Here is a 24,984-nt window from a genome sequence, read left to right on the forward strand (position 1 = left end):
AGACGATGGGCCGCACCGACCTGCCCTCGACGCAGCAGCAGGCGCTCCGCAGCGCCATCCGCTGGGAGTGGTTCACCATCGGTTACAGCATCGTCACGATCGGGCTGATCGCCCTCGTCGTCGGCGGCTCGCAGGCGATGAAGACCGCGTGGATCGAAGACATGCTGTCGCTCATTCCGCAGATCTCCTTCCTCGTCGCCCTGCTCTTCATCAGGCGTCCACCGTCGCGGGCCTTCCCGTTCGGCCTGCATCGGGTCATGGGGGTCGGACACCTCGTCGCTGGGGTGGCTCTGCTCGCCGTCGGCGGCAACCTGGCCTACGAGGCGATCAGCGGGCTGATCCGCTCGGAGCATCCCTCGATCGGCACGGTGGTCGTGTTCGGGCAGACGATCTGGCTCGGCTGGTTCATGGTGACGGTCATGACCGTCACCGTCATCGGGCCGTTCTTCTACGGACATGCCAAGGCGAAGCTCGCACCGAAGCTGCACAACAAGGTGCTCTACGCGGACGCCGACATGGCCAAGGCCGACTGGACGTCCACGGCGGCCTCGATCGTCGGCGTGCTCGGGGTCGGCGTCGGCCTGTGGTGGCTGGACGGAGCGGCCGCCCTCTTCATCTCGATAGGGATCGTGTGGGACGGCTGGCGCAACTCGCGCGCGGCCGTCCTGGATCTCATCGACCAGCGGGCACGCACGGAAGACGACGCCCGGCCTCATCCCCTCATCACCCGCATCGCGAACCGCGTGGAAGAGCTCCCGTGGGTGCGCGAGGCGGCCGTGCGCATGCGCGACATGGGTCAGGTGTTCCACGTCGAGGTGTTCGTGGTGCCGACGCACGATGACGTGCGCCTCGGCGAGATCGAAGCGGCGCGCGAGGCCGTCGCCGCCCTCGACTGGAAGGTGCAGGACGTCGTCGTCATCCCGACCTCGACGCTGCCCGACGAGGCGGAGCCCGCCGGCGAGCGCAGATCGCATCGCGACGCGTGAGGTGCCCCGTCAGGCGGGGCCGCCGCATCCGTTCCAGCGATCAGCCGACGAAGGGCGGACCGCCGCCGGACCAGATCGCATCGGGACTGGGCGCGGGCAACTCGTCGGGGATCGGGATGATCGCGAGCGGAACCCCCGGCATCAGCAGCAGATGGGCGACGCGCATCTCGCCCTCGCCGTCGTTGACCTCGAGCCAGTAGGGGCCCCCGGCGAGACCGGCCTCGATCTCGTCGCGCAGGTCCTCGAAACGGCGCCCGCCGATGCTGTAGTGGTCTCCGCCGTAGTAGATGTCGATCCTCTTCATCACCACTCCCATCGCCGCCGCCCATCTCACTGCCGTCGCGCGGCGCCGCGAAGCGCCTTGACAGGTCGCGCGCGGAGGTCTACGTCAGGCCAGGCACTCGTCAGCCGACGAGGTCGTGCTCCTCGGCGCCGTCGGCGTGCGGCATCGCCGGCTCGGGCACGAGGTACAAGCCCGTCGGGGAGTTCGCCGTATACGCCAGCGCGTCGATCCATGCCGGATTCAGCTGCGGCTTGCGACTGCCGTAGAACTTGTACACCAGCGAGCATCTCGGATGGATCCACACCGTTGTGCGTCCGTCGCCGATGCTGGCGTCGTCGCGCCATGTGAAGTGGAACGGCTCGCCCCGCCGGAGCTTCGTTCCGATCACCAGCTGAAGGTGTGCCAGGGTCCGGTCGTCGAAATCGACCTTGACGGTCCCTTCATAGATCAACTTGCCCATCCTGGGCCTCCTGGGGAGGGTCGGCGGCCGAAGCGCTCCGGGTCGCAAATGGCGGACGTCGATCCGCTCGCTCCTCATCGTCCTCTGCTCAGAAGACGCGAGCCAGCCCTTGACAGGCTCCCTCCGACCCGCAATGCGTCCGGATCTGCGACGTCACTCGCTTTCCACCGACGACTCGCGGTGCGGCGCTCCGACCGGCTTCGACTCGCTCGAGCCGCGCTGCCGCAGGAAGATCGACAGTGCGATCATCGCGCCGACGGCGAGGAACTCCGACTGCCAGTTCTGAAGCGTCCGGTTCCAGAAGTCCGGAGTGACGAGGTACTCGGCCCAGGTGATCGCGGGTTGCCCGTGCTCCGCGTTCTCCGTGTTCAATACGACGGTGCCCGCGAGCGACTGCACCAGCCACGAGAGCACGAAGACGCCCCCCATCACCAGCAGCAGCGAGTTCGAGAACATCGCGAGACGGATGCCGCGTACCCGCGCCCACTCGGGGGAGTCCGCTCGTGCGTGCTCGGCGACGAGCTGCTCCTCGTCGCTGCCTGGCCCCTCATCGCCCGGCTTCTTCGACTCGGGGGAACCGCGCTGCACCAGCCAGATCGTGGCAGCGATGAACAGGGTGAACTGCAGGAACTCGGACTGCCAGTTCTCGGCGACGTCGACCACGAAGTCCGAAGACGTGAGGTAGGCATCGAACCCGAGCGGTGCGAGGCCGTGCTCCTGCAGCCGCTCGTTGCCCTCGAGGAATCCGGCGATCGATTGGCCGGAAAGGGCGAGCACGAACAGTGCGCCGAAGGCGAGGCTCAGAGCGTTGTCGCGGAGCGGGCGGATCGGGCGCATGCTCATCGCCCCACCAGCGGGATGGTGATCATATACGCGAGGCCGAGCGCGAGGAATACGAGCCACGACCAGAAAACGATGGCCTCGCCGCGCGTTTCGTCCTTCTCGGGTGTGGAATCCACCATGTCCGACTCCTCTCGTGCGGGCGAGCATCACGTGATGCGTCACAGATTGCTTCGGCACGGGGCGGAGGGGAACGGGCTTGACAGCATCGACGCGGGCCCTCCCCGGAGGAGTCGGCTGGTTGAGCGCGTCGTGGGACGATCCGCACACGGGTCGGCGCGGACGCGGGGCCATCACTCGTCACCTCACCGCTTCGCGCTCACCCTGTCGGCTCGGCCATCGGATCCGGCAGGTACGCAGAGATGTCGATCGAGAAGGTTCCCGGGAGCCCGATCCCGGCAGGGTCGATAGGCGGAGTGCTCATCCATTGCTCCATTCGTGTTCCAGTCCGCGCGTCCGCGCCGGCGGCAATCCACGGACGAGTGGGGCCTCGATGAAGCCCTCGATCGAGGCCCCACTCGGGCTGCCGCTCAACCTGGGTGAGAGTCCCACACTCTGATCCCGCGATGATCGCGCCAGCGGCCCCACACTCCCACCACGCACGACGGCTCGATGGAGCCATGCGGGTTTCCGACGGGCTCCCCGGACCCTCATTGCGCACTCGGCTTCGGGACTGCTCGGCGCTGTGATCCCGCGTGAGACAACGCATCGCACGGGTTCAGCACATGCGGATCACCGCGAACAGGCGACCGATCGACGTGGACGTCGCGTCGGAGAGAGCCCGCACACAGTCGACGAACTTCACCCAAAAGGACGAACGGCACGGACCTGGTCGCGCCCGGACCCCGTCGGCACGGCGGCCTAGCGCCCACCGTGGCCGGGGGCGGTGCACCGTCGCAGCCAACTAGGGTCGTGGGCGTGACCGCTCCCGCACCCAACGCCGACCCGCGTTCTGACGCGGTCGCCTCGGCAGGACCCGCCGAGCTTCCTGCGACCGTGGATCGGATTCTGGGTACGCGGCGGTCCACCTTGATTCTCGCGCTAACGGTCTTCGTGACGACGACCGTCCAGGTTCTCGTGCAACCACTTGCCGCCCTCATCCAGGGCGGGGTGGAGTGGACGCTCATCTTCCCCCCGCCGGTGCTGCTGTCGCTGCTCGTGCTCGGGTGCGCTGTCCAGGCGGCCTCGTTCCTGTTGAGTGACCGAGTGCCCGAGGCCACGGTCCTGATCGTCACCGTCGTCTACATCGGGCTCATGGTGGGGTTGGCGGTGCCGACATGGCTGATCGGCATGTACCTCGTGATCGCGCTGGCGTTGTTCCTGCTCGCGACGCGGAGGCCGCTCGCCGTTACGATCGCGTGGTTGGTGGGCGTCGTGGTGGTCACAGCGGGCGCCATGATCCTCTGGATCTTCACGACCGGGCTGGCACCGACCATCGCGGTCGGCTTCGTGACGGCAGAGGCGGTGCGGATCGCGGCACCCGCGATCGCCGGGACCGCACTGGGCGCGTGGTGGGGGGTGAAGACTCGGCGTGTTGCCCTCGCGCGCACCGAGGCGGAGGCAGCCAAGCGGGAGCACGACAAGCGTGTCGAGGAGGCGGAGCAGCGGGAGCGTGCCCGGATCGCGCAGGAGCTTCACGATGTGGCGGGGCAGCACCTTGCAGGATTGATCACGCTGGCCGACGCGGCGTTGACGATCGCGCCCGAACGACCCGGCGATGCGCTGAGACTCGTCGAGGAGGTCCGCAATGAAGGCCGCTTCGCCGCCGCGAGCCTCGCGGGGGCGCTCACCGACCTGCGCGCCGTCGGCACGGAGCCGCGGGAGATGACCCGAGACCTGAGGCAGGCGGCCGAGCTCTTCGAGTATTGGCGAAGGCGCGGGATGAACATCCGGCTCGCCGCGAGCGGCCGCGTCGATGAGCTTCCTGCTGTCGTCTCCGCGACCGCGTACCGGTGCACGCAGGAAGCGATCACCAACGCGGCCAAGCATGCGCCCGGCGCGGAGGTCGACGTCGAGATCACGGTGGGACCCGACCGCGTCGGGGTGCTGATCTCCAACGGGTCCGCGCCCTCCGGGACTCAGCCCGTCTCTGGCCTCGGCTTGGGCTGGGGGCTCAGCGGAATCCGGGAACGTATCGACCTGCTGAGGGGCACGTTCATGTTCGGGGCGACACCAGAGGGCGGCTGGATGGTGCGGTTCGGCATCCCCTTCGCCACGACCGACTGAAAGCGCGAATATGACCGACGGCTCCACCTCGATCCGTGTGCTGATCGCCGACGACAACCGCTCTGTGCGTAAAGGGCTGCGCCTGCAGCTCGAGGCGGCCCGGGGGATCCACGTCCTCGGCGAGGTCTCCAACGGCGTAGCCGCCGTCACCGTCGCGCACCGCGAACGCGCCGATGTGGTGCTCATGGATCTTCAGATGCCGGGGATGAGCGGTGTCGAGGCGACGCGGGAACTGACCCGGTCGACGAACGAGCGAAGGGTCGCGGTCATCGTGATGACCAGCTATGCGATGGACGCCTACGTGACGGATGCGCTCGACGCCGGCGCGATCGGCTATCTCCTGAAGAGTCACGACTCCGACCAGCTGCTGGCGGCGATTCACGCCGCGATGCGTGGGGAGGCGCTCATCTCGCACCGGGTGACCACGCCGGTGGTCCGCGAGTTCGCACGACGTGGCGCGGCCGACCCCGAGATGGTCGCCCGGCTCTCGGCGGCTGAACGGCGCGTGGTCGCTGTGCTGTCCAGCGGCACCACCAGCAATGAGCGGATCGCCGACCGCCTTCGCGTCTCCGTGCACACCGTCCGTTCGCAGATGCAGTCTGCGTTGAAGAAGGTCGGCATGGACGACCGCACGCAGCTCGCGCTGTGGGGTGCCCGCAACCATCTGGACAGAGACGTCGACTCGCTCAATTGAATGAACTTGCCCGTGCAGAATCGGCCCGTCCCGTCCCGGGGTGACCCCCTGCAGAGAGTCCCTCAGCGGCTGATGCTGACCGCGGCGGCTGACTGAGCGACGCTGACCGCCGCCGCGTGCTGCCCCTACGCGGTGACGGCGGTCATTCGTATGACACCAGAATGCCGGGCAGCTCGACGCCGAGCTTCGCGACATACCGCGCGGGTGCGGCCGATGGGAACCAGCGCGCGTACTCCTCATTGAGCCCGGCGAAGTCTTCGGGTCTCGTGAGGAGGACGCCGATCTCGACGACGTCCTCGAGCCCGGCCCCGCCCGCCTTCAGGATCGTCTCGCAGTTCGCGAGCGCCTGGCGCGTCTGTTCCTGGATCGTCTCACCGGCGAGGGTCCCCGTACCGACGTCGAAGCCCACGACGCCGGAGACGTAGAGATGGGTGCCGGCACGCACCGCCTGACTGTACAGCGGCGAGCTCGGAGCGTCCGGTGTGATGATGATCTTCCTGGGCAACGCGAACCTCCTCGTTGCGCGCGAACCCCGCTGCCGTGCTTGGTGGCAGAAGATCACACGGGGTGCCACAGACCCATCGAGGTACTCGACCCGAAGGCAGCGGAGGTGGCGAGTGAAAGCGATCGTCGCGACGGATCGATCCGCGGAGGCGGCCGGTATCAGCCTCACGGAGGCGCCGGATCCGACGCCGGCCATCAACGATGTCGTGGTGGAGGTCCATGCGTCAGGGTTCGTCCCGGCGGAGTGGGAGTGGCCCTCGACGTGGGTCGATCGCTCGGGGCGGGAGCGACTTCGGCCGATCATCGGGCACGAGTTCGCCGGGGTGGTCACCGCGCTCGGCTATGGCACGGCCGGTCTCTCGCTGGGGCGGCGGGTGTTCGGCATCACGGACTGGCACCGAGACGGGACCTTGGCAGAGCAGGTGGCGGTGGAGGCACGCAACCTGGCACCGCTGCCCGGTGATGTCGACTTCACAATCGGGGCGAGCCTGCCGATCTCGGGCCTGACGGCGTGGCAGGGCGCCGCACGGAGCGTGGCGGAGTTGAGATGTGAATCGCAACGACTCCGTCCGCGTGCCGTTATGGCGTCCACCACGGCCGCAGCGGGAGGTCGGCATCGTCGCTGTTCCCCCGGGAGTTTACGGCCAGGACGTGGTGCAGCTCGATCCCGCCCGATTCGAAGGCGAGCCGTGATCCGGCCATGTAAAGGCCCCACACTTTTGCGGCAGGCAGTCCGATCTCGGCGACGGCTTCGTCCCAGTGCTCGACGAGGTTGGCGCACCAGTCACGGAGCGTCAGTGCGTAGTGGGGGCGGAGGTTCTCCTCATGCAGCACTTGGAGTCCGGCATCCTGTGCCTCGCTAATGATGCGACCGGAACCGGTCAACTCGCCGTCCGGAAAGACGTAGCGGTCGATGAAACCCTGCGCGGCGGGTTCGGTCTTGTTGTCGCAGCGGGTGATGCAGTGGTTGAGCAGCAGGCCTCCCGGGCGTATCCGCGAGCGCAGGAAGCGGAAGTACGACTCGTAGTTGCGCACCCCGATGTGCTCGAGCAGTCCGATCGACGACACCGCGTCGAAACCGGTCTCGGCGATGTCGCGGTAGTCGCCGTACCGCACCTCAGCGTGCTCCAGCCCTTCGTCGGCGATGGCGCGCTGCGCCCACGCGGCCTGCTCGTGCGACAGCGTCACCCCGAGGGCGTGGACGCCCCGACGAGCGGCGTAGCGCACCATGCCGCCCCAGCCGCAGCCGACGTCGAGCAGCCGGTCGCCCGGCTTCAGCCGCAGCTTCTCGAACACGAGCCGGCACTTGTTCTCCTGCGCCTCCTCCAGCGAAGCGTCGAGGTGCGGGTAGCACGCGCACGTGTAGGTCATCGACGGGCCGAGCACCCACTCGTAGAAGGTGTTCGAGACGTCGTAGTGGTGATGGATCGCCTCGGCATCGCGCGACTTGCTGTGCCGCAGGCCGCTGGCGACGCGCTTCCAGTGCGGGGGCACCTCCTGCGGCGGCGGCGCGACCGGGCGCAGGTGCTCGAGGCCGATCGAGCGGACGATCCGGGCCATGAGCCGCGGCGATGGTCGCGTGAACTCGAGGCTCTCGAGTGTCTTGAGCAGCTCGTACGGGTCGCCCGGGTGCACACCGCGGATGTCGAGATCGCCGGCGATGTAGGCGCGCGCGAGCCCGAGATCGCCAAACCCGGTGACGAGGTAAGTCGTGCCGCGGGGTGTCTTCAGGTCAAGGGCGAAGGGCGCATCGGGAGGGCCGGCGGTGCTGCCGTCATACGCGGTGAAGCGCAGCGGCAGCCTGCCCGCCGTGAATATCTCGAGCACCTCGGCAAGCGTGAATTTCCCGGACGCCGTGCCGGCCGCGTCGCCATCGGCCGAGGCATCCGTCCGTTCCTTGGGTGTGGTCATCGTCGTTCCACGGCCTTCTGATAGAGGTCGAGCAGTCGCCCGCCGGGGTCGTACCGCCTTTTCGCCGCTCGATAGTCGGCCCCGCCGTAGAACGAGTCGAAGTCCTCCCGCGAATAGTACGCGTCGGAGTACAGCGATTTGTGCCCGTCCAGCTCGCGCACCTTCTGCTCGATCAGCCGGTTCGTCTCGCCTTCGATCGCCCCGACCGGCACGGTGGACCAGAAGCCGACGTTGACGTACGTCGCGGATGGATGCAGCGGGTAGAGCGGCCACGCGTCATGGTCGCGCAATCGCAGCGGACAGAGCCAGATGGGTGTGATCGGCACGTTCCGGAGGAACCAGTCGACGAATTCGTCGCATCGGGCGATCGGCACTTCGATGTCCTGGATCACGCGCTCGCGCGCGGGGCGCCCGCGCATCCTCTCCAGACGATCGCCGATGTCGAATCGGCGTTCCAGCCGCATGAGCCTGCTGTACGTGGCGCTGCGGAGGTAGCGTCGGGGCCACAGGCGGCGGACGAGGGGATGCTGCGCCCCGAACGCTGCCGAGCACCAGAACCAGTCGGTGTCCCACCGCCAGAGGTAGTCGTGGGTGGTGAGCCGGTCGGCTTTCCCGGCGTCGTCGTGCTGGATGGACCGGTAGTAGATGTGTCGACCCGTGTAGTCGCTGACCAGGCCGGGCGCGGAGCTCTGGGTCCCGACGCACAGGTAGCTCTCGTCGGCGCTGAACACCACGCCGTCGAGATAGTCCACCGGCACGTCGTCCAGGCGACGCGACGCGACGATACGGTCCATCGCCGCCATCAGATCGGCGATCGTGTGAAAGCGCACGTGCCGGAGAGTCACGAACGGCTGGACCGTCTCGAGTTCGATGCGCAGACGCACCGCGTAGCCGAGAGTGCCGTAGGAATTGGGGAACGCCCGGTACAGGTCGGCGTGCTTGCTCGCGGATGCCGTGATCACCTCGCCCGCGCCGGTGAGGATGTCCATCTCGACCACCGATTCATGCGGCAGCCCGCTTCGGAACGACGTCGACTCGATGCCCAGGCCCGTGACCGCGCCGCCGACCGTGATTGTCTTCAGTTGCGGCACGACGAGGGGTGCAAGCCCGTGCGGCAGAGTCGCGGCGAAGAGATGCTCGTAGGTGCACATGCCCGCGACGTCCGCCGTGCGACCCTCAGGATCGACGCGGATGACTCCCGTCAACCCCGACGTGTCGAGGCCGCGGGCGGCAGTTTCCGCGCGCGAGCGGAACAGGTTCGAGGTGCGCTTGGCGAGCCGGACCTGCGCGTCCGGCGGCAGCGCCCAGTAACTCTCGAGCAGCCGCCGCACGCCGGCGGCGTGCGCGGTGCGGGCGTCGGTCGCGGATGCGGACACGACCCCACGCTAGTCCGCGGCGGGGTTCGGGTGAAGGATCCCGCTCCCTGCCGGTCTGGGGACGTTTCACAGCCAGCGCCGCACTCATGTCGAATTTCACCGAGTGGGCAAGTGTGGGCCCGAAGCACGACGTTGCGTGCACCAGGGGGTCCCGCAACGAGACATCCCGCGAGCGTTGGCCGATGGGCGCGTGCTGATGTCAGATTGGACGCGATGAGCAATCCCGAGGGCCGCCGTGCCTGGCGCGCTCGAACGGGGGCGAAACCGAGGCGGCTCGACGTTGTGTGGGACTTCGTTGGCTGGTTCTCGCTCTTTGTGTGTGTGGCGATGGTCTTCGCGGGCGAGGTCGGTGCACCGCACATAAGTAATGGTCGAGGCCGCCCTGGCTAACGGCCGAAGCCTTCGCAGTCACGGGCTTACCCGCTCGCCATTCTCCGCGACGTCACTCGGTGGGGACCGCACCGAACGTTCCGTTGGTGTACGAAGTGCCATCGGTTCCGGTAGATGCGAGCACGTACGACAGCGCGTAGCCATCGAGGTCGGCGGTCGCAAGACGCGGGTCGCGCAGTCGGCTGTCGAGCTGAACGACCTCTTCGGGGGTGAGGCGCGCGACATAGAGGGTCGGGAACTGGAGACCAGCAGTCGGCGCTTCGAGAAGGACTTCTGCCGTGGGATAGTCGCGGGCGATGTCGACGATCTCGTGAATTGCCTCGTTCGAGGTGCGGTCCGGTACGTGCACGATTCGCAGCTGCTCGTCCAGGGACAACAACGTGTAGGTTCCTCCCGCGTCGAACAATGGCGTGGCCGATACTGCGTCAAACACTGGGTCGAACTGGTCGAGGCTGGCAACGGTGACAGAGGGCCAGCCGTCGACGACGTTGATACCGAGGGTGCCTGGTACTGCCGCGACAGTCAGTATGTCGCGGAGGCGGTGTTCGACCTCGGCCGAGTCGCCGGGATACACCGGGAGCCGCCATCGAGGCGGGTTGGAGACTTCGGGGTCGAGTGGTGTGATGTCGACCGCGGCACGCTCAAGGACCGCGCCCGCGTCGAGCGATGCCGCGGCTGCTAGCTCAGAGAGCCGACCCGCGAGCTCGAGAGTCTCCCGCTCCGTCGCAGCCTCCGCGACGGTCACCACGATGCCGTCCGAGATGTTCGCGCACAATGCCACCGCGGTATCTGCGCACAGCGCCTCAAGGTTCGAGGTGGCAGACGGCGAAGGCGCAGCCGCGGTGGGAGAAGTGCAACCCGCGAGCCCGAGCGCACACGCGTAAACCAACCCCACGACAACGACCCGCCGAACATCGATCCTCATCTGTCCATCCTCGGGCACCATGCACGCCGGCTGACGGCAAAGCGCGCAGGTTGGAGGATACGCAGCCGAGCGTAGCGGGGTCGCTGAACGCGCGGGCAGAGGCGTAGCCAGCGTGCGCGCGCACCCACGCACCCACCTCCGGGACCGCAGAGCTCTCCCCGCTCGATGGACTCCACCACACCGATGCCAACGAGGGTTTCTGCGGTCGCGGCTGTGGGGTCGACTCGCGGTTTCTGACATGCCTACGCCGCTAGACCGCCGGCGCGGGGATGCCCGTTCGCAGGTGGCGTGCGGTGAGTACGAGATCGAGCACGCAGAGTCCGGCGACGAGGAGGAGGCATCCCTTGGCCACTAGATCGGCGTAGGGCTGTACGAAGATCGGACCGGCTGCGATCCACCAGAGGATGAGGGCGATCCAGAGCGCGCTGCCGATGATGGCGAGCAGCCGGGTGGTGCGTGTCCAGCGTCCGGCGACGAGCACGGCGATCATGCTGGCGAAGGTGGCCGCCCAGAGCACGAGTGCCCAGGGGGCCCTGTTGGTCAGGAAGTCCTCGTTGATCGCGAACGCGTCGAGTAGTGGCTGCGGTAGTCCCGGCCACCAGGTGGCGAGGTTGATCGCGGCCACGAGGGCTGCGATGCCCACGAGGCCGCCTGCGATCGCGAGCACGTAGAGGGGGCGGCGGATGCTGTCGCGGTCGAGCTTGGCGGCCGCTTGGGGTGTCCAGTCTGTGCCGTCGCCGCTGCGCCGCGCGGCGATCAGTGCCGCGATGATGCTCAGCGAGATGAGCAGGCCGGGCCACCAGAACGCGCCGAGCCCTGCGGACAGCCACCAGGCGCCCAGCCGGCTGAGCCAGTCGTCACCGGCGCCGGTCGGTGCGGCGGTGTACGTCGCGGTGAGGGTGATCGCCCATTGGATGGCCACGCCGGCCAGCGAGATCCAGGCGAACCGGGGCGCGTCCGCCGGCCGGATGATCGTGAACCCGGCCGACCGGTAACGGTCGGCAACATCGGCGGGCCGACCGAGGTCGGCGAGCAGCTCGAGCGTCATGGTGGTGTCGGGTTCGTTGTCGCCGGCGCGGCCGCGCAGTTCCTCGGTGAGTAGCGAGCGCAGTTCGAACCCGACGTCGGCGCGCTGCTTCCTTGGCAGCTGGCGTACGACTTCGGCGACGTAGGACTCGACGAGCGCATCCGGGTTCATCGCTTTTCTCCTTCCAGGAGATGGGACAGCACGGTCGCGAGAGAGGCCCACGATGCGGACAGCTCTCGGTACAGTTCGGCACCTTCGGCGCTGAGCGAGTAGTACCGGCGTGGCGGGCCGTTCTCGCCCAGCCACCGGGAGGCGAGGAGGCCTTGTGTTTCGAGCCGTCGCAGCAGGGGGTACAGCGTGCCTTCTTCGATCGGCATGCCGCGCTCCTGGAGCGCCTGCCGCAGCGAGTAGCCGTACTGCTCCTCGCGTAACTGCGACAGCACAGCGAGCACGAGGACGCCCTTTCGGAGGTCCTGTTCGTGCTTCGCGACGTCTACCATGCGACACACAGTACATAGAGTCACACAGTAGTTCAAGCAGCGGTTCGCGCGATCGACTCTGCGTGGGCAGGCGATCGCGGCTGCGATGTGTCGCAAGGCGGTCCCTCTCCGCACTCGACGGGGCCATTCATTCGCGTCGTACGCTGACTCTGTGACTGACCCCGACCGCCAGCGAGATGGGGATGAGCTGCACTTGCTCGCTGGCGTCTCCGCGTCGCTGATCGAGGGCGATTGGGAATGGCCCCTGCACGGACTGCGGCATCCTCCAACCGCAAGTACCAGCGGTTGGTATGTCTGGACGGGCAAGCTCTCGAGTGACGACGATTTCTTCAGGCCGTGGCACTTGAGCCATCTCATCGATCAGGAGCCCTCGCTTCTGCGAGTTCTCGAGATGGCTCCCGGGACGAGGTTTGTGATCGCCCCGGGCTACGCGGACGTTTGGCACGATCCCGCTCTGCTCGAAGTGGAGTGGACGCCGGTTGGCCCGCAGATCGGTCCCTCATCGCGCTCGCGCGCTTGACCGGCTGCGAACGTGCGCCCGGGGTGCCTCACAGCGCTTATGCGGATCGCGCTCGCGCCACTCGCGTGATCGGCAGCTGCACGCCGGCGCAGTTCATGTCTCTCGAGTCCGGCCGGCATGAGTCCATCATCCCTCTGCTGGCGACATCGACCGGCGGCCGTTGACCGTCGCGCATGATTCGACACTGGCAGCGATGACGCTCGATGTGTACCGGACCTCTTCGACGCCGACCTGGATGCCGTGGCAGCCGCTCTCGATCAGGCGAAGCGCGTCACGAATATTGTCAACGTGTTGTCACGAGAAAGGGGCCGCGAGGGCTGAATGCCCCGCGACCCCTTGTCCCGACTGGTGCCCCCGACAGGAATCGAACCTGCGACCTTTGGTACCGGAAACCAACGCTCTATCCCCTGAGCTACGGAGGCGTGCCGATCGAGACTACCACCCGGGCGGCGTCGGCCCCGCCACCTCAGGGAGCGCGGGGAGTGTCGTCGAGGGGCGCGTCCGCGACGATCGCGGGCTGCTGCTCCATGCGCTCGATCGCTGTCGCGACGCGGTCGGCGAGGTACGCGTGGCCGTCGGTCGAGGGGTGGTCGCGCCCGATGGGACCGGTGTCGATGACCTCCGGGTAGTTGGCGTCGGTGATCCAGTCCTCCGCGATGGGGGAGATGTACCACCAGCCGCGCGCGCCGGCGAGCTCGCTGAGATCGGCGTCGATCCTCCGGGTCGCGTCCTCCACGGGCAGAACCTGCGGCGACGGGCCGAGGATCACGATCTCGGCGTCGGGATAGCGGGCCTCGAGGGCGTCCCACGCGGCGGTGACGGCATCCCGATATCCGCTCGGATAGAGCCTGCGGTCGTTGATGGAACCTTCGACGATGATGAGGTCGGGGTCGAGCGCCGGGTCCAGTACGTCGATGCGCTCGCCGTACGCCGGCCCGTCAAGGCCTGGCTTGAGGTAGCCGCTGCCGCGCACGCCGTTCACGATGGTCTCGACGCCGAGCTCGTCGGCGAGCAGGTACGCGAAGCCGAGCGTCGGCACGGTCGCCGCCGAGCCGTAGACCCACGAGTCGCCGAACACCAGCACGCGTGCGCCCTCGTCGAGCACCAGGGGAGCGGGAGGAACGGATGCTGCGACCGCGACGTCACCCTCGGCCGCCGCCGCAGGAGCCACCGGTTCGGGTGCGCCCCAGGGTCGCAGGAAGGCCACCGCGCACACTGCGGCGACGGCCAGGGCTGCGCCCATCAGGGGGAGCCAGAGCCGCCGAGCTCGGGTGCGGCCGGGCGCGTGCATGTGAAGAGGGTAAGTCATGCCCTGATGCGGGCCGCGCACGGGCGGTGAGCTGGGGAAAAGTGGGAGTCGATCCTGAGGGTGGGAACCGCTTGCTGAGCAATCCCGGGAAGAGGCTGTCAACCCCGTGCGATCGAGTCCGCGCGGCATGCGAGGATACTTCGGTGCAACGCGTCGTGACCGCTGAGATGGACCTCGAACTGGGGGCATCCGTCGACCTCATCTTCCAGATCGCAGCCGCCCAGGCGGTGCCGATCTCGAGTGAGCAGCTGACGTTCACACAGGGTGATCGCGTGTACACGCCGACGGAGATCGTCGACCAGTCCGGCAGCCGTCTGCACCGCCTCACGGGCGAGCCCGGCCACCTCGAGATACGCTACGAGGCGACGGTCGACGGGCAGGCTGCGAGCAACCGCACGAGCGACCTCGAGGCCATCACCTACCTTCGTCCGAGCCGCTATGCGCAGTCCGACGAGGTGTTCCAGCAGGCCCGTCGCCAGTTCAAAGGGCTGTCGGGCCACGACCTGATCGCGGCCGTCTCGGAGTTCGTCTCCACGAGCACCACGTACACCCCCGGCCTCAGCCAGGGCACCGACAGCGCGGTCACGACGCTGATGACCGGTCAGGGCGTCTGCCGTGACTACGCACATGTCGTCATCGCGCTCCTGCGCGCGATGGACATGCCGGCCCGTTACGCCGCGTGCTTCGCGCCGGGGCTGCGCCCGATGGACTTCCACGCCGTCGCCGAGGCGTACCTCGACGGCGCCTGGTACGTCATCGACGCGACGCGCCTCGCGAACCGAAGCTCGCTCGTGCGCATCGCGACGGGTCGGGATGCGGCGGACTGCGCGTTCCTCAGTTACCACGGCGGCTACGTGGGACTCAAGCGCCTGCGCGTCGACGCCTGGGTGGTCCCCGAGGCCGCGACCCTGGACGGCCTCGACACGCTGCCCGAGGCGCTGCCGCAGACGTCCGATCCCGCCGCCGACGACTTCGGCGCCCTGGTGCAGATCTCCTGAGCCCGGGCACGGGGCCGAGCAGGCGGCGCCCGTAGACTTGACGGGCTATGAATCCCGAAGCCCTCTCCGCCGCCCTGCTCGCCGTCGTCGCCCCGCTCGCGGAGGCGCGACGACCCGGTGCGGCTGACGGGCTCACCGTCGCCGATCTGCCGCTCGAGCGGCCCAAGAACCGCGACCACGGCGACTGGGCCTCGAACGCGGCGCTCAAGCTCGCAAAGGCCGTCGGTGCGAACCCGCGCGAGTTCGCCGCAGACATCGCGGCGGGTCTCGCGCAGATCGACGGCGTCGCCGACGTCGAGGTCGCCGGACCCGGCTTCATCAACATCCGATTGGATGCCGCGGCCGCAGGCGCGCTCGCGAAGACCATCGTCGACGCGGGCGCGGCGTTCGGGACGAACGAGTCCCAGCGTGGGAACACCATCAACCTCGAGTTCGTGAGCGCCAACCCGACGGGTCCGATGCACATCGGCCACACCCGCTGGGCGGCACTCGGCGACTCGCTGGCGCGCCTGCTGCTCGCCAGCGGTGCGACGCTCGTCCGTGAGTTCTACGTCAACGACGCGGGCGCGCAGATGGACCGCTTCGGCCGTTCGGTGCTCGCCGCAGCCAAGGGTGAGCCGACGCCCGAGGACGGCTACCCGGGTTCGTACATCGACGATCTGGCGCAGCGCGTCGTCTCTGCGGTGCCCGAGCTGCTGTCGCTCTCCGAGGAGGAGCAGCTGCTGATCGCTCGCGACCGGGCCTATGAGCTGCAGCTCGGCGACCTGCAGGCGTCGCTCGAGAAGTTCAACGTGCACTTCGACGTCTTCTTCAGCGAGCGCACGCTCCACGCGAAGGGGTCGGGCGGCGAGCCCAGCCTCGTGGACGAGGCCGTCGACCGCCTGCGCGAGCAGGGCCACGTGTTCGATGAAGAAGGTGCGGTGTGGGTGCGCACCACCGACTTCGGCGACGACAAGGATCGCGTCATCCGTCGCTCCAACGGCGAGTACACGTATTTCGCCGCCGACGCCGCGTACTACCTCAACAAGGGCGACCGCGGCTTCGCGCACAAGATCTACCTTCTCGGCGCGGACCACCACGGCTACGTGCACCGTCTCAAGGCTCTCGCGGGCGCGGCGGGCGACGACCCCGAGAAGGACATCGAGGTGCTCATCGGGCAGCTCGTGTCGGTCAACGGCGCGCGGCTGTCGAAGCGCGCGGGCAACATCATCGAGCTCGACGACCTCCGCGACTGGATCGGCACCGACGCGCTGCGGTACTCGCTCGCGCGCTACCCCGCGGACTCGCCGCTCACGCTCGACCCGGAGATCCTCCGCAAGCGCACCAACGACAACCCCGTCTTCTACGTGCAGTACGCCCACGCACGCACGCACAACGTGGCGCGCAACGCGCACGGCTCGGGCGTCGACCGCTCCGAGTTCGCCCCCGAGCTGCTGACACACGAGACCGAGTCGGCGCTCCTCGGCGCGCTGCAGGAGTTCCCGCGCATCGTGGCGTTCGCCGCCGAGGTGCGCGAGCCGCACCGCGTCGCCCGCTACCTCGAGGAGCTCGCCGGGCTCTACCACCGCTGGTACGACAACTGCCGGGTGATCCCGCTGGGCGATGAGCCCGTCGAGCCGGTGCACCGCACCCGCCTGTGGCTCAACGACGCCACGGGCCAGGTGCTGCGCAACGGACTCGATCTTCTCGGGGTCACCGCCCCGGAACGGATGTAGGCATGGCCAGAGGCGGCACGCAGGTGACCGAACCCCTTCCGGAGGGCATGGTGCAGTCGGCACCGGAGCGATCGCGCCGCGTGTGGCCCTGGATCGTGGCGTTCGCGATCGTCGCCGTGCTCGCCGTGGCCGCGTGGTTCGCCGCCGAGGCGATCGCCCGCCAGGTGGTGACCGGGATCGTGCAGGACCAGGTGCGCACCCAGCTGTCGCTGCCCGCCGATCAGCAGATCGACGTCGGGATCGAAGGAGCGGTGCTCCCGCAGCTCATCGCCGGCACGCTGACCGAGCTGACGATCTCGTCCGACGACGTCACGATCGGCGGCCAGGGATCCGACGCGCAGGTGACCGGCGACATCTCGGTCGTCGCGCACGGCGTGTCCGTCCGTGACGGCGCCATCACTGACGCGGACGCGACGGTGGTGCTCGACGAGCAGCAGCTGCGAGAGCTGATGTCCAATGTCGACGGCTTCCCCGTCGACAGCCTCGGGCTGGCGGCGCCCAACATCACCATGGAGGTCGACCTGACTCTGTTCGGCGCGACCGTCCCGGTCGGTGCGGCGCTCACCCCATCGGCCGATCAGGGAGACCTCGTGCTCACGCCCGCGTCGCTGCAGCTCGGCGGTGCCGAGGTGTCGGCGGCACAGGTGCAGAAGACGTTCGGCCGACTCGCCGACGGCGTGGTGCGCGACTGGGACGTGTGCGTCGCCCAGTACCTGCCGGCAGGCGTCACGCTCACCGCCGTCGAGGTGACCGGCGACGCCCTGGTCGCCGACTTCGACGTCGACGGGGCCATCGCGACCGATCCCGCACTCCAGGAGAACGGCACCTGCGCCTGAGGCGCCGTGGGGCGTCACACGACGCGGGGCTGCGGGGCCGCGTGCCATAGACTGCTACCACCGCCAGGCGCGTGACCCTTCCGGCCTGGCAGAGCCGCCCCCGCACTCCCGGACGGCCAGCGTCGAAGCTCCCACCGATTGGTCCCCCGTGTCCGCCGACCCGCACATCCGTTCCGTCGCTCCCGCGTGGCTCGAACGCCCCGCCGACGCGAACGGGCTCGCCCCCGCCGTGTGGCCGGCGGCCGCGACCCGTGGTGCGGACGGCGTGCTCGAGCTCGGCGGCATCCCCGCGACCGCCCTGCGCGAGCGGTTCGGGACACCTCTGTACGTCGTCGACGAGGACGAGGTCCGCGGGACCGCCCGCCGCACCCTCGACGCCTTCCGCGCGGCGGCCGCGCTGCACGGGGTGCAGGCCCGCGTCTACTACGCCGGCAAGGCGTTCCTCAGCACCGAGGTCGTGCGCTGGGTCACGGAGGAAGGGCTCGCGGTCGACGTCTGCAGCGGCGGCGAGCTCGCCGTCGCTCTCGCGGCCGGGGCCGACCCGGCGCGCCTGGGCTTCCACGGCAACAACAAGTCGATGGCCGAGCTCGAGCGCGCCGTCGAGGCCGGCATCGGCTCGATCGTCATCGACAGCCTCATCGAGATCGAGCGCCTCGCCGCGATCCTCGAGCGCCGGGGCGCGACGCAGGCTGTGCTGCTGCGGGTCAACAGCGGCGTGCACGCCGAGACGCACGATTTCCTCGCGACGGCCCACGAAGACCAGAAATTCGGCTTCACACTGACGGATGCCCCGGCAGCTGCCGCTCGCATCCGCGAACTCCCCGGGCTCGAGTTGGTGGGTCTGCACTGCCACATCGGCTCGCAGATCTTCGGCACGGCCGGGTTCGAGGAGTCCGCCTCCCGCCTGGTGGAGCTCCACGCAGAGCTCCGCGAGGGCGGCGAACTGCCCGTCCTGAACCTGGGTGGCGGCTTCGGCATCGCCTACACGTCCGTCGACGACCCGACGCCGATCGAGGCGCTGGCCCTCGGCATCGCGGAGGCCGTCGCGCGGCAGTGCGAGGTGCGCGGCATCCCGGTTCCGAATCTCGCGTTCGAGCCCGGCCGCGCCATCGTCGGCCGCGCCGGGGTGACGCTGTACGAGATCGGCACGACCAAGCCGGTCGCGCTCGAGAGCGGCGATTTCCGTCTGTATGTGAGCGTCGACGGCGGCATGAGCGACAACGCCCGCCCGGCGCTGTACGGCGCGCAGTTCTCGGCCCGCATCGCGTCTCGCGCGAGCGATGTCGAGCCGGTCCTCACGCGGGTCGTCGGCAAGCACTGCGAGTCGGGCGACATCGTGGTCGACGCCGAGTACCTGCCGGGCGACGTCTCGCCCGGCGACATGCTCGCGGTCCCCGCGACCGGCGCCTACTGCTTCTCGCTCTCGAACAACTACAACTACGTCCCCCGCCCGCCCGTCGTGGCGCTGCGCGGGGGAGAGGCACGCGTCATCGTGCGCGGCGAGACGATCGACGATCTGCTCGCCCGTGATGCCGGCCTCAGCACCGTGCACGACGGGCGCGAGCTCGCCGGCGCACCGACGGAAGGAAGACAACGCATGCCTGTACCGAGCGAGCGGAGCGAGCCCAAGTGACCGACTACCGCCGCCTCCGCGTCGCACTGCTGGGAGCCGGGTCCGTCGGCTCGCAGGTCGCCTCGCTGCTGCGACAGCACGCCGACGAGCTCGCCGACCGGGCGGGCGCGCGACTGGAGCTGGTGGGCATCGCGGTCCGCGACGTCGGCGCCAAGCGCGACGTCGACCTGCCGCGTGAGCTCTTCACGACCGACGCGGACTCGCTCATCGTCGGCTCCGACATCGTGATCGAGCTCATGGGCGGCATCGAGCCCGCCCGCGAGTACCTGCTGCACGCGATCAACTCGGGCGCCGACGTCGTGACCGCCAACAAGGCGCTCCTCGCGACCCACGGCCCTGAGATCTTCGACGCCGCCGACCAGGTGGGCGCCGAGGTCTACTACGAGGCGGCCGCCGCCGGGGCGATCCCGATCATCCGCCCGCTGCGCGACTCGCTCGCCGGTGACCGCGTCCAGCGCATCATGGGCATCGTCAACGGCACGACGAACTACATCCTCGACCGCATGGACACCGAGGGGGCCGAATTCGCCGACGTGCTGGCGGACGCGCAGCGCCTGGGGTACGCCGAGGCCGATCCCACCGCCGACGTCGAGGGCTACGACGCTGCGCAGAAGGCCGCGATCCTCGCCAGCCTGGCGTTCCACACGACCGTTCCGCTCGATGCTGTGCACCGCGAGGGCATCACGGCGATCGACAAGGCGATGATGGATGCCGCGCGCCACGCCGGGTACGTCATCAAGCTGCTCGCCGTGTGCGAGCGCCTGACCGAGGCATCCGGTGAATCGATCTCGGTGCGCGTCTACCCGGCGCTCATCGACCGCGCACACCCGCTCGCGAGCGTGCACGGTGCGCACAACGCGGTGTTCGTGCAGGCCGAGGCGGCGGGCAACCTGATGTTCTACGGCGCGGGCGCCGGCGGGGTGCAGACCGCCTCCGCGGTGCTCGGTGACGTCGTGTCGGCGGCGCGGCGCCACATCGCGGGTGGCGTGGGCGTGGGTGAGTCGACCCTCGCGAACCTGCCGATCGTCCCGGTCGGACGCGTCACGACCCGCTACCAGATCACGCTCGAGGTCGACGATCAGCCGGGCGTGCTGGCCACGGTCGCGGGCATCCTGAGCGAGGGCCGCGTGTCGATCGCGACCGTCGAGCAGACGGTCGTGGAGCCGACCGACGGCGACGTCGACGGCGGCGTGGCACGACTGGTGATCGGCACGCACAAGGCTCTGGAGCAGGACCTGAGTGAGACGGTCGACCGTCTCGCCGCGAGCGGCGTCGTCGAGCGCGTCGTCTCGGTGCTGCGCGTCGAAGGCAATTGAAGACTTTTCTGAAGGAGAACTGACATGGCACACGTTTGGCGCGGAGTCCTCCGCGAGTACGCAGATCGTCTGGGCGTCACGGATGCCTCGACCGTGGTCACGCTCGGCGAGGGCGGTACGCCGCTCCTGCCCGCGCCGGCGCTGTCGCGCCGCACCGGCACCGACGTGTGGGTGAAGTTCGAGGGCATGAACCCCACCGGGTCGTTCAAGGACCGCGGCATGACGGTCGCCGTCTCCCGCGCGATCGAGCACGGCGCGAAGGCCGTCATCTGCGCCTCGACCGGCAACACCTCCGCCTCGGCGGCCGCGTATGCGGCGCACGCCGGCATCACGGCGGCGGTGCTCGTGCCCGAGGGCAAGATCGCGATGGGCAAGCTCAGCCAGGCCGTCGCGCACAACGGCCGGCTGATCCAGATCCGCGGCAACTTCGACGACTGCCTCGAGATCGCGCGCGAGCTCGCCGACAACTACCCGGTGCACCTCGTCAACTCGGTCAATCCCGACCGCATCGACGGCCAGAAGACAGCCGCGTACGAGGTCGTCGAGCAGCTGGGTGACGCTCCCGACTTCCACTTCATCCCGGTCGGCAACGCCGGCAACTACACGGCCTACACCCGCGGCTACCGCGAAGAGGCCGAGGCCGGCGTGTCGACCCGCGTGCCGCGCATGTTCGGCTTCCAGGCCGAAGGCTCTGCGCCGCTCGTGCGCGGCGAGGTCGTGAAGCACCCCGAAACGGTCGCCAGCGCCATCCGCATCGGCAACCCTGCCTCGTGGGACCTCGCGCTCGAGGCCCGTGCGGCGACCGACGGGTACTTCGGCGCCATCGACGACGACCGCATCCTCGCGGCGCAGAAGCTCCTCGCGGGCGAGGTCGGCATCTTCGTCGAGCCCGCGTCGGCGATCAGCGTCGCCGGTCTGCTCGACCGCGTCGAGGCAGGCATCGTGCCGCAGGGCGCGCGTGTCGTGCTCACGGTGACCGGCCACGGCCTCAAGGACCCGTATTGGGCCCTGCGCAACGCCGACGGCTCGGAGGTCGAGCCCACGGTGGTCGACGCCACGACGTCGGAGGTGGCGTCCGTCCTGGAGCTCGCTCCCGCGGCGGCGACCGCGTGAACGCAGCCGTCGCTCCGGCGCCGGGCCGCCGCGTGGTGGTGCGGGTGCCCGCGACGAGCGCCAACCTCGGACCCGGGTTCGACACCCTCGGCCTCGCGCTGAGCGTGTATGACGAGCTCGACGTCACGGCGCTGCCCGAAGGCGAGCTCGAGATCGAGGTCGAGGGCGCCGGCGCGGCCGATGTGCCGCGCGACGCGTCGCACCTCGTGGTGCGCGCCATCGCGTATGCGTACGAGTCGGTCGGACGACGGATGCCGGGACTCCGCCTGGTCGCGAAGAACGTGATTCCGCACGGGCGCGGCCTCGGTTCGTCCGGCGCGGCGGTCGTCTCCGGCCTCCTGGCCGCGAAGGGACTGCTGGAGGGCGATGTCGAGCTCGGGTCCGACACCTTGCTCGGCCTCGCCACCGAGCTCGAGGGTCACCCCGACAACGTCGCACCGGCGCTGTTCGGAGGCCTCACCATCGCGTGGGTCGATGAGGACGGCCCGCAGCACAAGAAGCTTCTCGTGCACCGCGGTGTGTCGCCGCTCGTCTTCGTTCCGACCTTCACGATGTCGACCAAGCTCGCCCGCAGCCTGCAGCCGATGCATGTGCCGCGCGAGGATGCGGTCTTCAACGTCTCGCGCTCCGCGCTGCTGATCGCGGCGCTGACGCAGAGCCCTGAGCTGCTGCAGGCCGCCACCGAGGACAAACTCCACCAGAACTACCGCGCGAGTGCGATGCCCGAGACGGACGCTCTCGTGCGCGGCCTCCGAGCGGCGGGCTTCGCGGCCGTCGTGTCGGGAGCGGGGCCGAGCGTGCTCGTGCTCGCCGACGGCCCGGGACGCCGCCTCGAGGCGGCCGCTCTCGCCGCGGCGGCGACCGACACCCCGTGGGAGGCGCTCATGCTCGCCGTCGACTTCAAGGGTGGTACAGTGAGGGAGTACGCGGAGGGTTCCACGTAAGACGTGAATCTGGCCTCCGTCGCAAATCTGCGAAACCACCGCACGGCATTCTGACCTGCCGACGTCCGCTGAGCACCCTCGCGGTCCCTCACCCCGTCGGCGGGTGCTTCGACAGGCGTGACAACTGTTCGAAGCAGGCAGACGCCACCAGCGCCGTGCGTTCGTGCACAATCGTTCGTTTTTCACAAGGGAGAACTCGTGGAGTCCATCTCCGAGATCCACGCCGACGTTCCGGCCGACGAGCGCGCGGAAGCGCCCGAGGCCGTCGAGAATGTCGACAGCATCGAAGCCCAGGCCGAGGCCGTGGCCGAGGAAGCCGTGATCGAGGCCGTCGTGGCTGAGGAAGTCGCTGAAGAGGCCGTCGAGGCCGCTGAGGCGGCCGACGCCGTCGCAGACGAGGCCGTCGTCGAGGCCCTCGCTGCGGAGGAGGTCGCCGAGGAGGCGGTCGCCGAGGCGATCTTCGCCGAGGAGACGGGCGACGCAGCCGCCGCCGAGGCCGCTGAGGAGGCGGCCGAGGAGGCCGTGGCCGAGGCGATCATCGCCGACGCCGTCGCCGAGGAGGCCGTCGCCGAGGCCGAGGGCGCGGACGCCGTCGCCGAGGAGGCGGTCGCCGAGGCCGTTGTCGCCGAGGTCGTGGCCGAAGAGGTCGTCGCCGAGGTCGTCGCTGCCGAGACCGCCGCCGAGGAGCCCGCAGAGGCCCCGGCCGCGCCGGCCAAGGCCCCGCGCAAGCGCGCGCCGCGTCGTGCCAAGAGCACCGACGTCGCACCGGCCGAGCCGGCGGCCGAGGCACCTGCCGAGACCCCGACCGACGCAACCGCCGAGACGGCACCGGCCGGGGCCGCACCCGCCGAGGCTGCGCCCGCCGAGGCTGCGCCCGCCGAGGCTGCGCCCGCCGAGGCCGGCGAGCAGGCCGCGGAGGAGGCATCCGTCCCCGCTGAGGCACCCGCGGCCGACGCAGAGGCCCCCGCCGAGGGCGAGGGCACCGAGCAGGCTGCCGAGGCCGAGGGTGCCGAGACCCCGTCGCGCAGCCGCAGCCGCAGCCGCAGCCGCAGCCGCAACCGCAACGCCCAGAACCAGAACGCGCAGGGCGGCCAGGGCCAGAACGCTCAGGGCGGCCAGACCCAGACCGCCCAGCCCGCCGCCGAGCCCGCGAAGGCCGACGCGCAGGACGACGAGCAGCCGGCCCAGGGCAACGGTCGCGGTCGTCAGCGCAACAAGCGCCGCAGCGGTCAGGCGGCCGGCGACGAGTTCGAGACCGAGATCGGTGAGGACGACGTCCTCATCCCGATCGCGGGCATCCTGGACGTCCTCGACAACTACGCGTTCGTGCGCACCTCGGGCTACCTCCCCGGTCCGAGCGACGTCTATGTCTCGCTCGGCCAGGTCAAGAAGTACAACCTGCGCAAGGGTGACGCGGTCGTCGGCTCGATCAAGCAGCCCCGCGAGGGCGAGCAGTCCAGCCGCCAGAAGTACAACGCGCTGGTCAAGGTCGATGCGATCAACGGGCTGTCGGTCGACGACGCCGCTGCGCGCGTCGAGTTCGGCAAGCTCACGCCGCTCTACCCGCAGGAGCGCCTGCGCCTCGAGACGGCCCCCGAGAAGCTGACGCAGCGCATCATCGACCTGGTCGCGCCCATCGGCAAGGGCCAGCGCGGCCTGATCGTCGCACCGCCGAAGGCCGGAAAGACGATCGTGCTGCAGCAGATCGCCAACGCCATCGCGATCAACAACCCCGAGGTGCACCTCATGGTCGTGCTCGTCGACGAGCGTCCTGAAGAGGTCACCGACATGCAGCGAACGGTGAAGGGCGAGGTCATCGCTTCGACCTTCGACCGTCCCGCCGAGGACCACACCACGGTCGCCGAGCTCGCCATCGAGCGCGCGAAGCGCCTCGTGGAACTCGGCCGCGACGTCGTCGTGCTGCTGGACTCGATCACTCGTCTCGGCCGTGCGTACAACATCTCGGCGCCGACTTCGGGTCGCGTGCTCACCGGTGGCGTCGACGCGTCGGCGCTCTACCCGCCCAAGCGCTTCTTCGGCGCTGCGCGCAACATCGAGAACGGCGGATCGCTCACGATCCTCGCCACCGCCCTCGTCGAGACCGGCTCCAAGATGGACGACGTGATCTTCGAGGAGTTCAAGGGCACCGGCAACAGCGAGCTGCGCCTGAACCGCCAGCTCGCCGACAAGCGCATCTTCCCGGCCGTCGACGTCAACGCGTCGTCCACGCGTCGCGAAGAGATGCTGCTCTCGCCCGACGAGGTCAAGATCACCTGGAAGCTCCGCCGCGCGCTGGCCGGCCTCGATCCCCAGCAGGCCCTCGAGGTCGTGCTCGGCAAGCTCAAGGAGACGCAGTCGAACGTCGAGTTCCTCGTGCAGATGCAGAAGTCGATTCCCGCGCCCGCGAGCGGGCACGGCGGTGGCCGCAGCCACGACCACGACAACAGCATCCGCTGATCCTCGATGTCCGAGCCCGCG

Annotated in this window: 23 protein-coding genes, 1 tRNA gene and 1 pseudogene; 13 read left to right on the forward strand and 12 right to left on the reverse strand. The window is 69.3% G+C overall.

Translation table 11 applies throughout. The features are described 5' to 3' along the window. The first annotated feature begins 5 nt into the window (after window positions 1–5). Window positions 6–986, forward strand: a complete 981-nt coding sequence (locus MRBLWH3_RS09360) for a cation transporter (RefSeq protein WP_363435414.1) — start codon at window positions 6–8, stop codon at window positions 984–986. A 40-nt stretch (window positions 987–1,026) separates the two neighbouring features. On the opposite strand, the gene MRBLWH3_RS09365 is transcribed toward MRBLWH3_RS09360, so the two are convergent. The 4 genes from MRBLWH3_RS09365 to MRBLWH3_RS09380 form a co-directional block, all read right to left on the reverse strand. Beyond that, window positions 1,027–1,290: a hypothetical protein gene (locus MRBLWH3_RS09365; RefSeq protein WP_363430941.1), complete on the reverse strand. Its 264-nt coding sequence runs from the start codon at window positions 1,288–1,290 to the stop codon at window positions 1,027–1,029. 100 nt (window positions 1,291–1,390) lie between these two features. Next, window positions 1,391–1,729 carry an ATP-dependent DNA ligase gene (locus MRBLWH3_RS09370; RefSeq protein WP_363430944.1) on the reverse strand — a complete coding sequence of 113 codons (339 nt, stop codon included), beginning with the start codon at window positions 1,727–1,729 and terminating at the stop codon, window positions 1,391–1,393. 153 nt (window positions 1,730–1,882) lie between these two features. Further along, complete coding sequence (locus MRBLWH3_RS09375; protein WP_414685335.1) at window positions 1,883–2,572, reverse strand: DUF6766 family protein; 690 nt, start codon at window positions 2,570–2,572, stop codon at window positions 1,883–1,885. Next, complete coding sequence (locus tag MRBLWH3_RS09380) at window positions 2,569–2,691, reverse strand: hypothetical protein (protein ID WP_363430947.1); 123 nt, start codon at window positions 2,689–2,691, stop codon at window positions 2,569–2,571. The genes MRBLWH3_RS09375 and MRBLWH3_RS09380 overlap by 4 nt, the downstream gene beginning before the upstream one ends. A gap of 796 nt (window positions 2,692–3,487) precedes the next feature. Between MRBLWH3_RS09380 and MRBLWH3_RS09385 the strand changes: the two genes are divergently transcribed. Both MRBLWH3_RS09385 and MRBLWH3_RS09390 read left to right on the forward strand, forming a co-directional pair. Further along, window positions 3,488–4,795, forward strand: coding sequence for a sensor histidine kinase (locus tag MRBLWH3_RS09385; protein ID WP_363430950.1), 1,308 nt, complete (start codon window positions 3,488–3,490; stop codon window positions 4,793–4,795). A gap of 10 nt (window positions 4,796–4,805) precedes the next feature. Further along, complete coding sequence (locus tag MRBLWH3_RS09390; RefSeq protein ID WP_363430953.1) at window positions 4,806–5,489, forward strand: response regulator transcription factor; 684 nt, start codon at window positions 4,806–4,808, stop codon at window positions 5,487–5,489. Window positions 5,490–5,631: 142 nt separating this feature from the next. Here MRBLWH3_RS09390 and MRBLWH3_RS09395 read toward each other — a convergent pair whose 3' ends face one another. Then, window positions 5,632–5,994, reverse strand: coding sequence for a RidA family protein (locus MRBLWH3_RS09395; protein WP_363430955.1), 363 nt, complete (start codon window positions 5,992–5,994; stop codon window positions 5,632–5,634). Here MRBLWH3_RS09395 and MRBLWH3_RS18440 point away from each other — a divergent pair. Then, window positions 5,978–6,439: pseudogene (locus tag MRBLWH3_RS18440) on the forward strand (alcohol dehydrogenase catalytic domain-containing protein); the annotation flags it as partial. The gene MRBLWH3_RS09395 and the pseudogene MRBLWH3_RS18440 overlap by 17 nt on opposite strands. 133 nt (window positions 6,440–6,572) lie before the next feature. On the opposite strand, the gene MRBLWH3_RS09400 reads toward MRBLWH3_RS18440, so the two are convergent. From MRBLWH3_RS09400 to MRBLWH3_RS09420, 5 genes are all read right to left on the reverse strand, one after another. Then, window positions 6,573–7,904 (reverse strand): class I SAM-dependent methyltransferase, encoded by a 1,332-nt coding sequence (locus tag MRBLWH3_RS09400; RefSeq protein WP_363430958.1) that lies wholly within the window; start codon window positions 7,902–7,904, stop codon window positions 6,573–6,575. Next, window positions 7,901–9,280 (reverse strand): FAD-binding oxidoreductase, encoded by a 1,380-nt coding sequence (locus tag MRBLWH3_RS09405; RefSeq protein ID WP_363430960.1) that lies wholly within the window; start codon window positions 9,278–9,280, stop codon window positions 7,901–7,903. Before MRBLWH3_RS09405 ends, MRBLWH3_RS09400 begins: the two co-directional genes overlap by 4 nt. A 442-nt stretch (window positions 9,281–9,722) precedes the next feature. Continuing rightward, window positions 9,723–10,595, reverse strand: coding sequence for a hypothetical protein (locus MRBLWH3_RS09410; protein WP_363430963.1), 873 nt, complete (start codon window positions 10,593–10,595; stop codon window positions 9,723–9,725). 250 nt (window positions 10,596–10,845) lie between these two features. After that, complete coding sequence (locus MRBLWH3_RS09415) at window positions 10,846–11,793, reverse strand: hypothetical protein (RefSeq protein WP_363430965.1); 948 nt, start codon at window positions 11,791–11,793, stop codon at window positions 10,846–10,848. Beyond that, a complete protein-coding gene (locus MRBLWH3_RS09420; RefSeq protein ID WP_363430968.1) occupies window positions 11,790–12,122 on the reverse strand; it encodes a PadR family transcriptional regulator in 333 nt (110 codons plus the stop codon). Before MRBLWH3_RS09420 ends, MRBLWH3_RS09415 begins: the two co-directional genes overlap by 4 nt. Before the next feature lie 151 nt (window positions 12,123–12,273). Here MRBLWH3_RS09420 and MRBLWH3_RS09425 point away from each other — a divergent pair, with 151 nt between their 5' ends. Next, a complete protein-coding gene (locus MRBLWH3_RS09425) occupies window positions 12,274–12,642 on the forward strand; it encodes an immunity protein Imm33 domain-containing protein (RefSeq protein WP_363430971.1) in 369 nt (122 codons plus the stop codon). A 346-nt stretch (window positions 12,643–12,988) separates the two neighbouring features. Here the strand turns inward: MRBLWH3_RS09425 and MRBLWH3_RS09430 are convergent. After that, window positions 12,989–13,064: transfer RNA gene (locus MRBLWH3_RS09430), tRNA-Arg, on the reverse strand. A 44-nt stretch (window positions 13,065–13,108) separates the two neighbouring features. Continuing rightward, the gene (locus MRBLWH3_RS09435) at window positions 13,109–13,933 is read right to left on the reverse strand and encodes an SGNH/GDSL hydrolase family protein (RefSeq protein ID WP_363430974.1); all 825 of its coding nucleotides are present in this window, start codon (window positions 13,931–13,933) and stop codon (window positions 13,109–13,111) included. Between the two features lie 161 nt (window positions 13,934–14,094). Between MRBLWH3_RS09435 and MRBLWH3_RS09440 the strand changes: the two genes are divergently transcribed. The 8 genes from MRBLWH3_RS09440 to rho all read left to right on the forward strand — a co-directional run bounded on the left by MRBLWH3_RS09440 (window position 14,095) and on the right by rho (window position 24,963). Beyond that, window positions 14,095–14,949: a transglutaminase-like domain-containing protein gene (locus tag MRBLWH3_RS09440; protein WP_363430976.1), complete on the forward strand. Its 855-nt coding sequence runs from the start codon at window positions 14,095–14,097 to the stop codon at window positions 14,947–14,949. 47 nt (window positions 14,950–14,996) lie between these two features. Continuing rightward, complete coding sequence (gene argS / locus MRBLWH3_RS09445; protein ID WP_363430978.1) at window positions 14,997–16,664, forward strand: arginine--tRNA ligase; 1,668 nt, start codon at window positions 14,997–14,999, stop codon at window positions 16,662–16,664. 2 nt (window positions 16,665–16,666) lie between these two features. After that, window positions 16,667–17,500 carry a DUF2993 domain-containing protein gene (locus MRBLWH3_RS09450; protein WP_363430980.1) on the forward strand — a complete coding sequence of 278 codons (834 nt, stop codon included), beginning with the start codon at window positions 16,667–16,669 and terminating at the stop codon, window positions 17,498–17,500. Between the two features lie 148 nt (window positions 17,501–17,648). Further along, window positions 17,649–19,133 (forward strand): diaminopimelate decarboxylase, encoded by a 1,485-nt coding sequence (gene lysA, locus MRBLWH3_RS09455; RefSeq protein ID WP_363430983.1) that lies wholly within the window; start codon window positions 17,649–17,651, stop codon window positions 19,131–19,133. After that, window positions 19,130–20,449: a homoserine dehydrogenase gene (locus MRBLWH3_RS09460; protein ID WP_363430986.1), complete on the forward strand. Its 1,320-nt coding sequence runs from the start codon at window positions 19,130–19,132 to the stop codon at window positions 20,447–20,449. Before lysA ends, MRBLWH3_RS09460 begins: the two co-directional genes overlap by 4 nt. Before the next feature lie 24 nt (window positions 20,450–20,473). Further along, the gene (gene thrC / locus MRBLWH3_RS09465; RefSeq protein WP_342000713.1) at window positions 20,474–21,562 is read left to right on the forward strand and encodes a threonine synthase; all 1,089 of its coding nucleotides are present in this window, start codon (window positions 20,474–20,476) and stop codon (window positions 21,560–21,562) included. After that, entirely contained in the window at window positions 21,559–22,506 is a 948-nt protein-coding gene (gene thrB / locus MRBLWH3_RS09470) for a homoserine kinase (RefSeq protein ID WP_363430989.1), read from the forward strand. The genes thrC and thrB overlap by 4 nt, the downstream gene beginning before the upstream one ends. Window positions 22,507–22,704: 198 nt before the next feature. Next, complete coding sequence (rho, locus tag MRBLWH3_RS09475; RefSeq protein WP_363430992.1) at window positions 22,705–24,963, forward strand: transcription termination factor Rho; 2,259 nt, start codon at window positions 22,705–22,707, stop codon at window positions 24,961–24,963. Window positions 24,964–24,984 lie beyond the last annotated feature (21 nt).

This window comes from Microbacterium sp. LWH3-1.2, from assembly GCF_040675855.1.
Classification (GTDB): domain Bacteria; phylum Actinomycetota; class Actinomycetes; order Actinomycetales; family Microbacteriaceae; genus Microbacterium.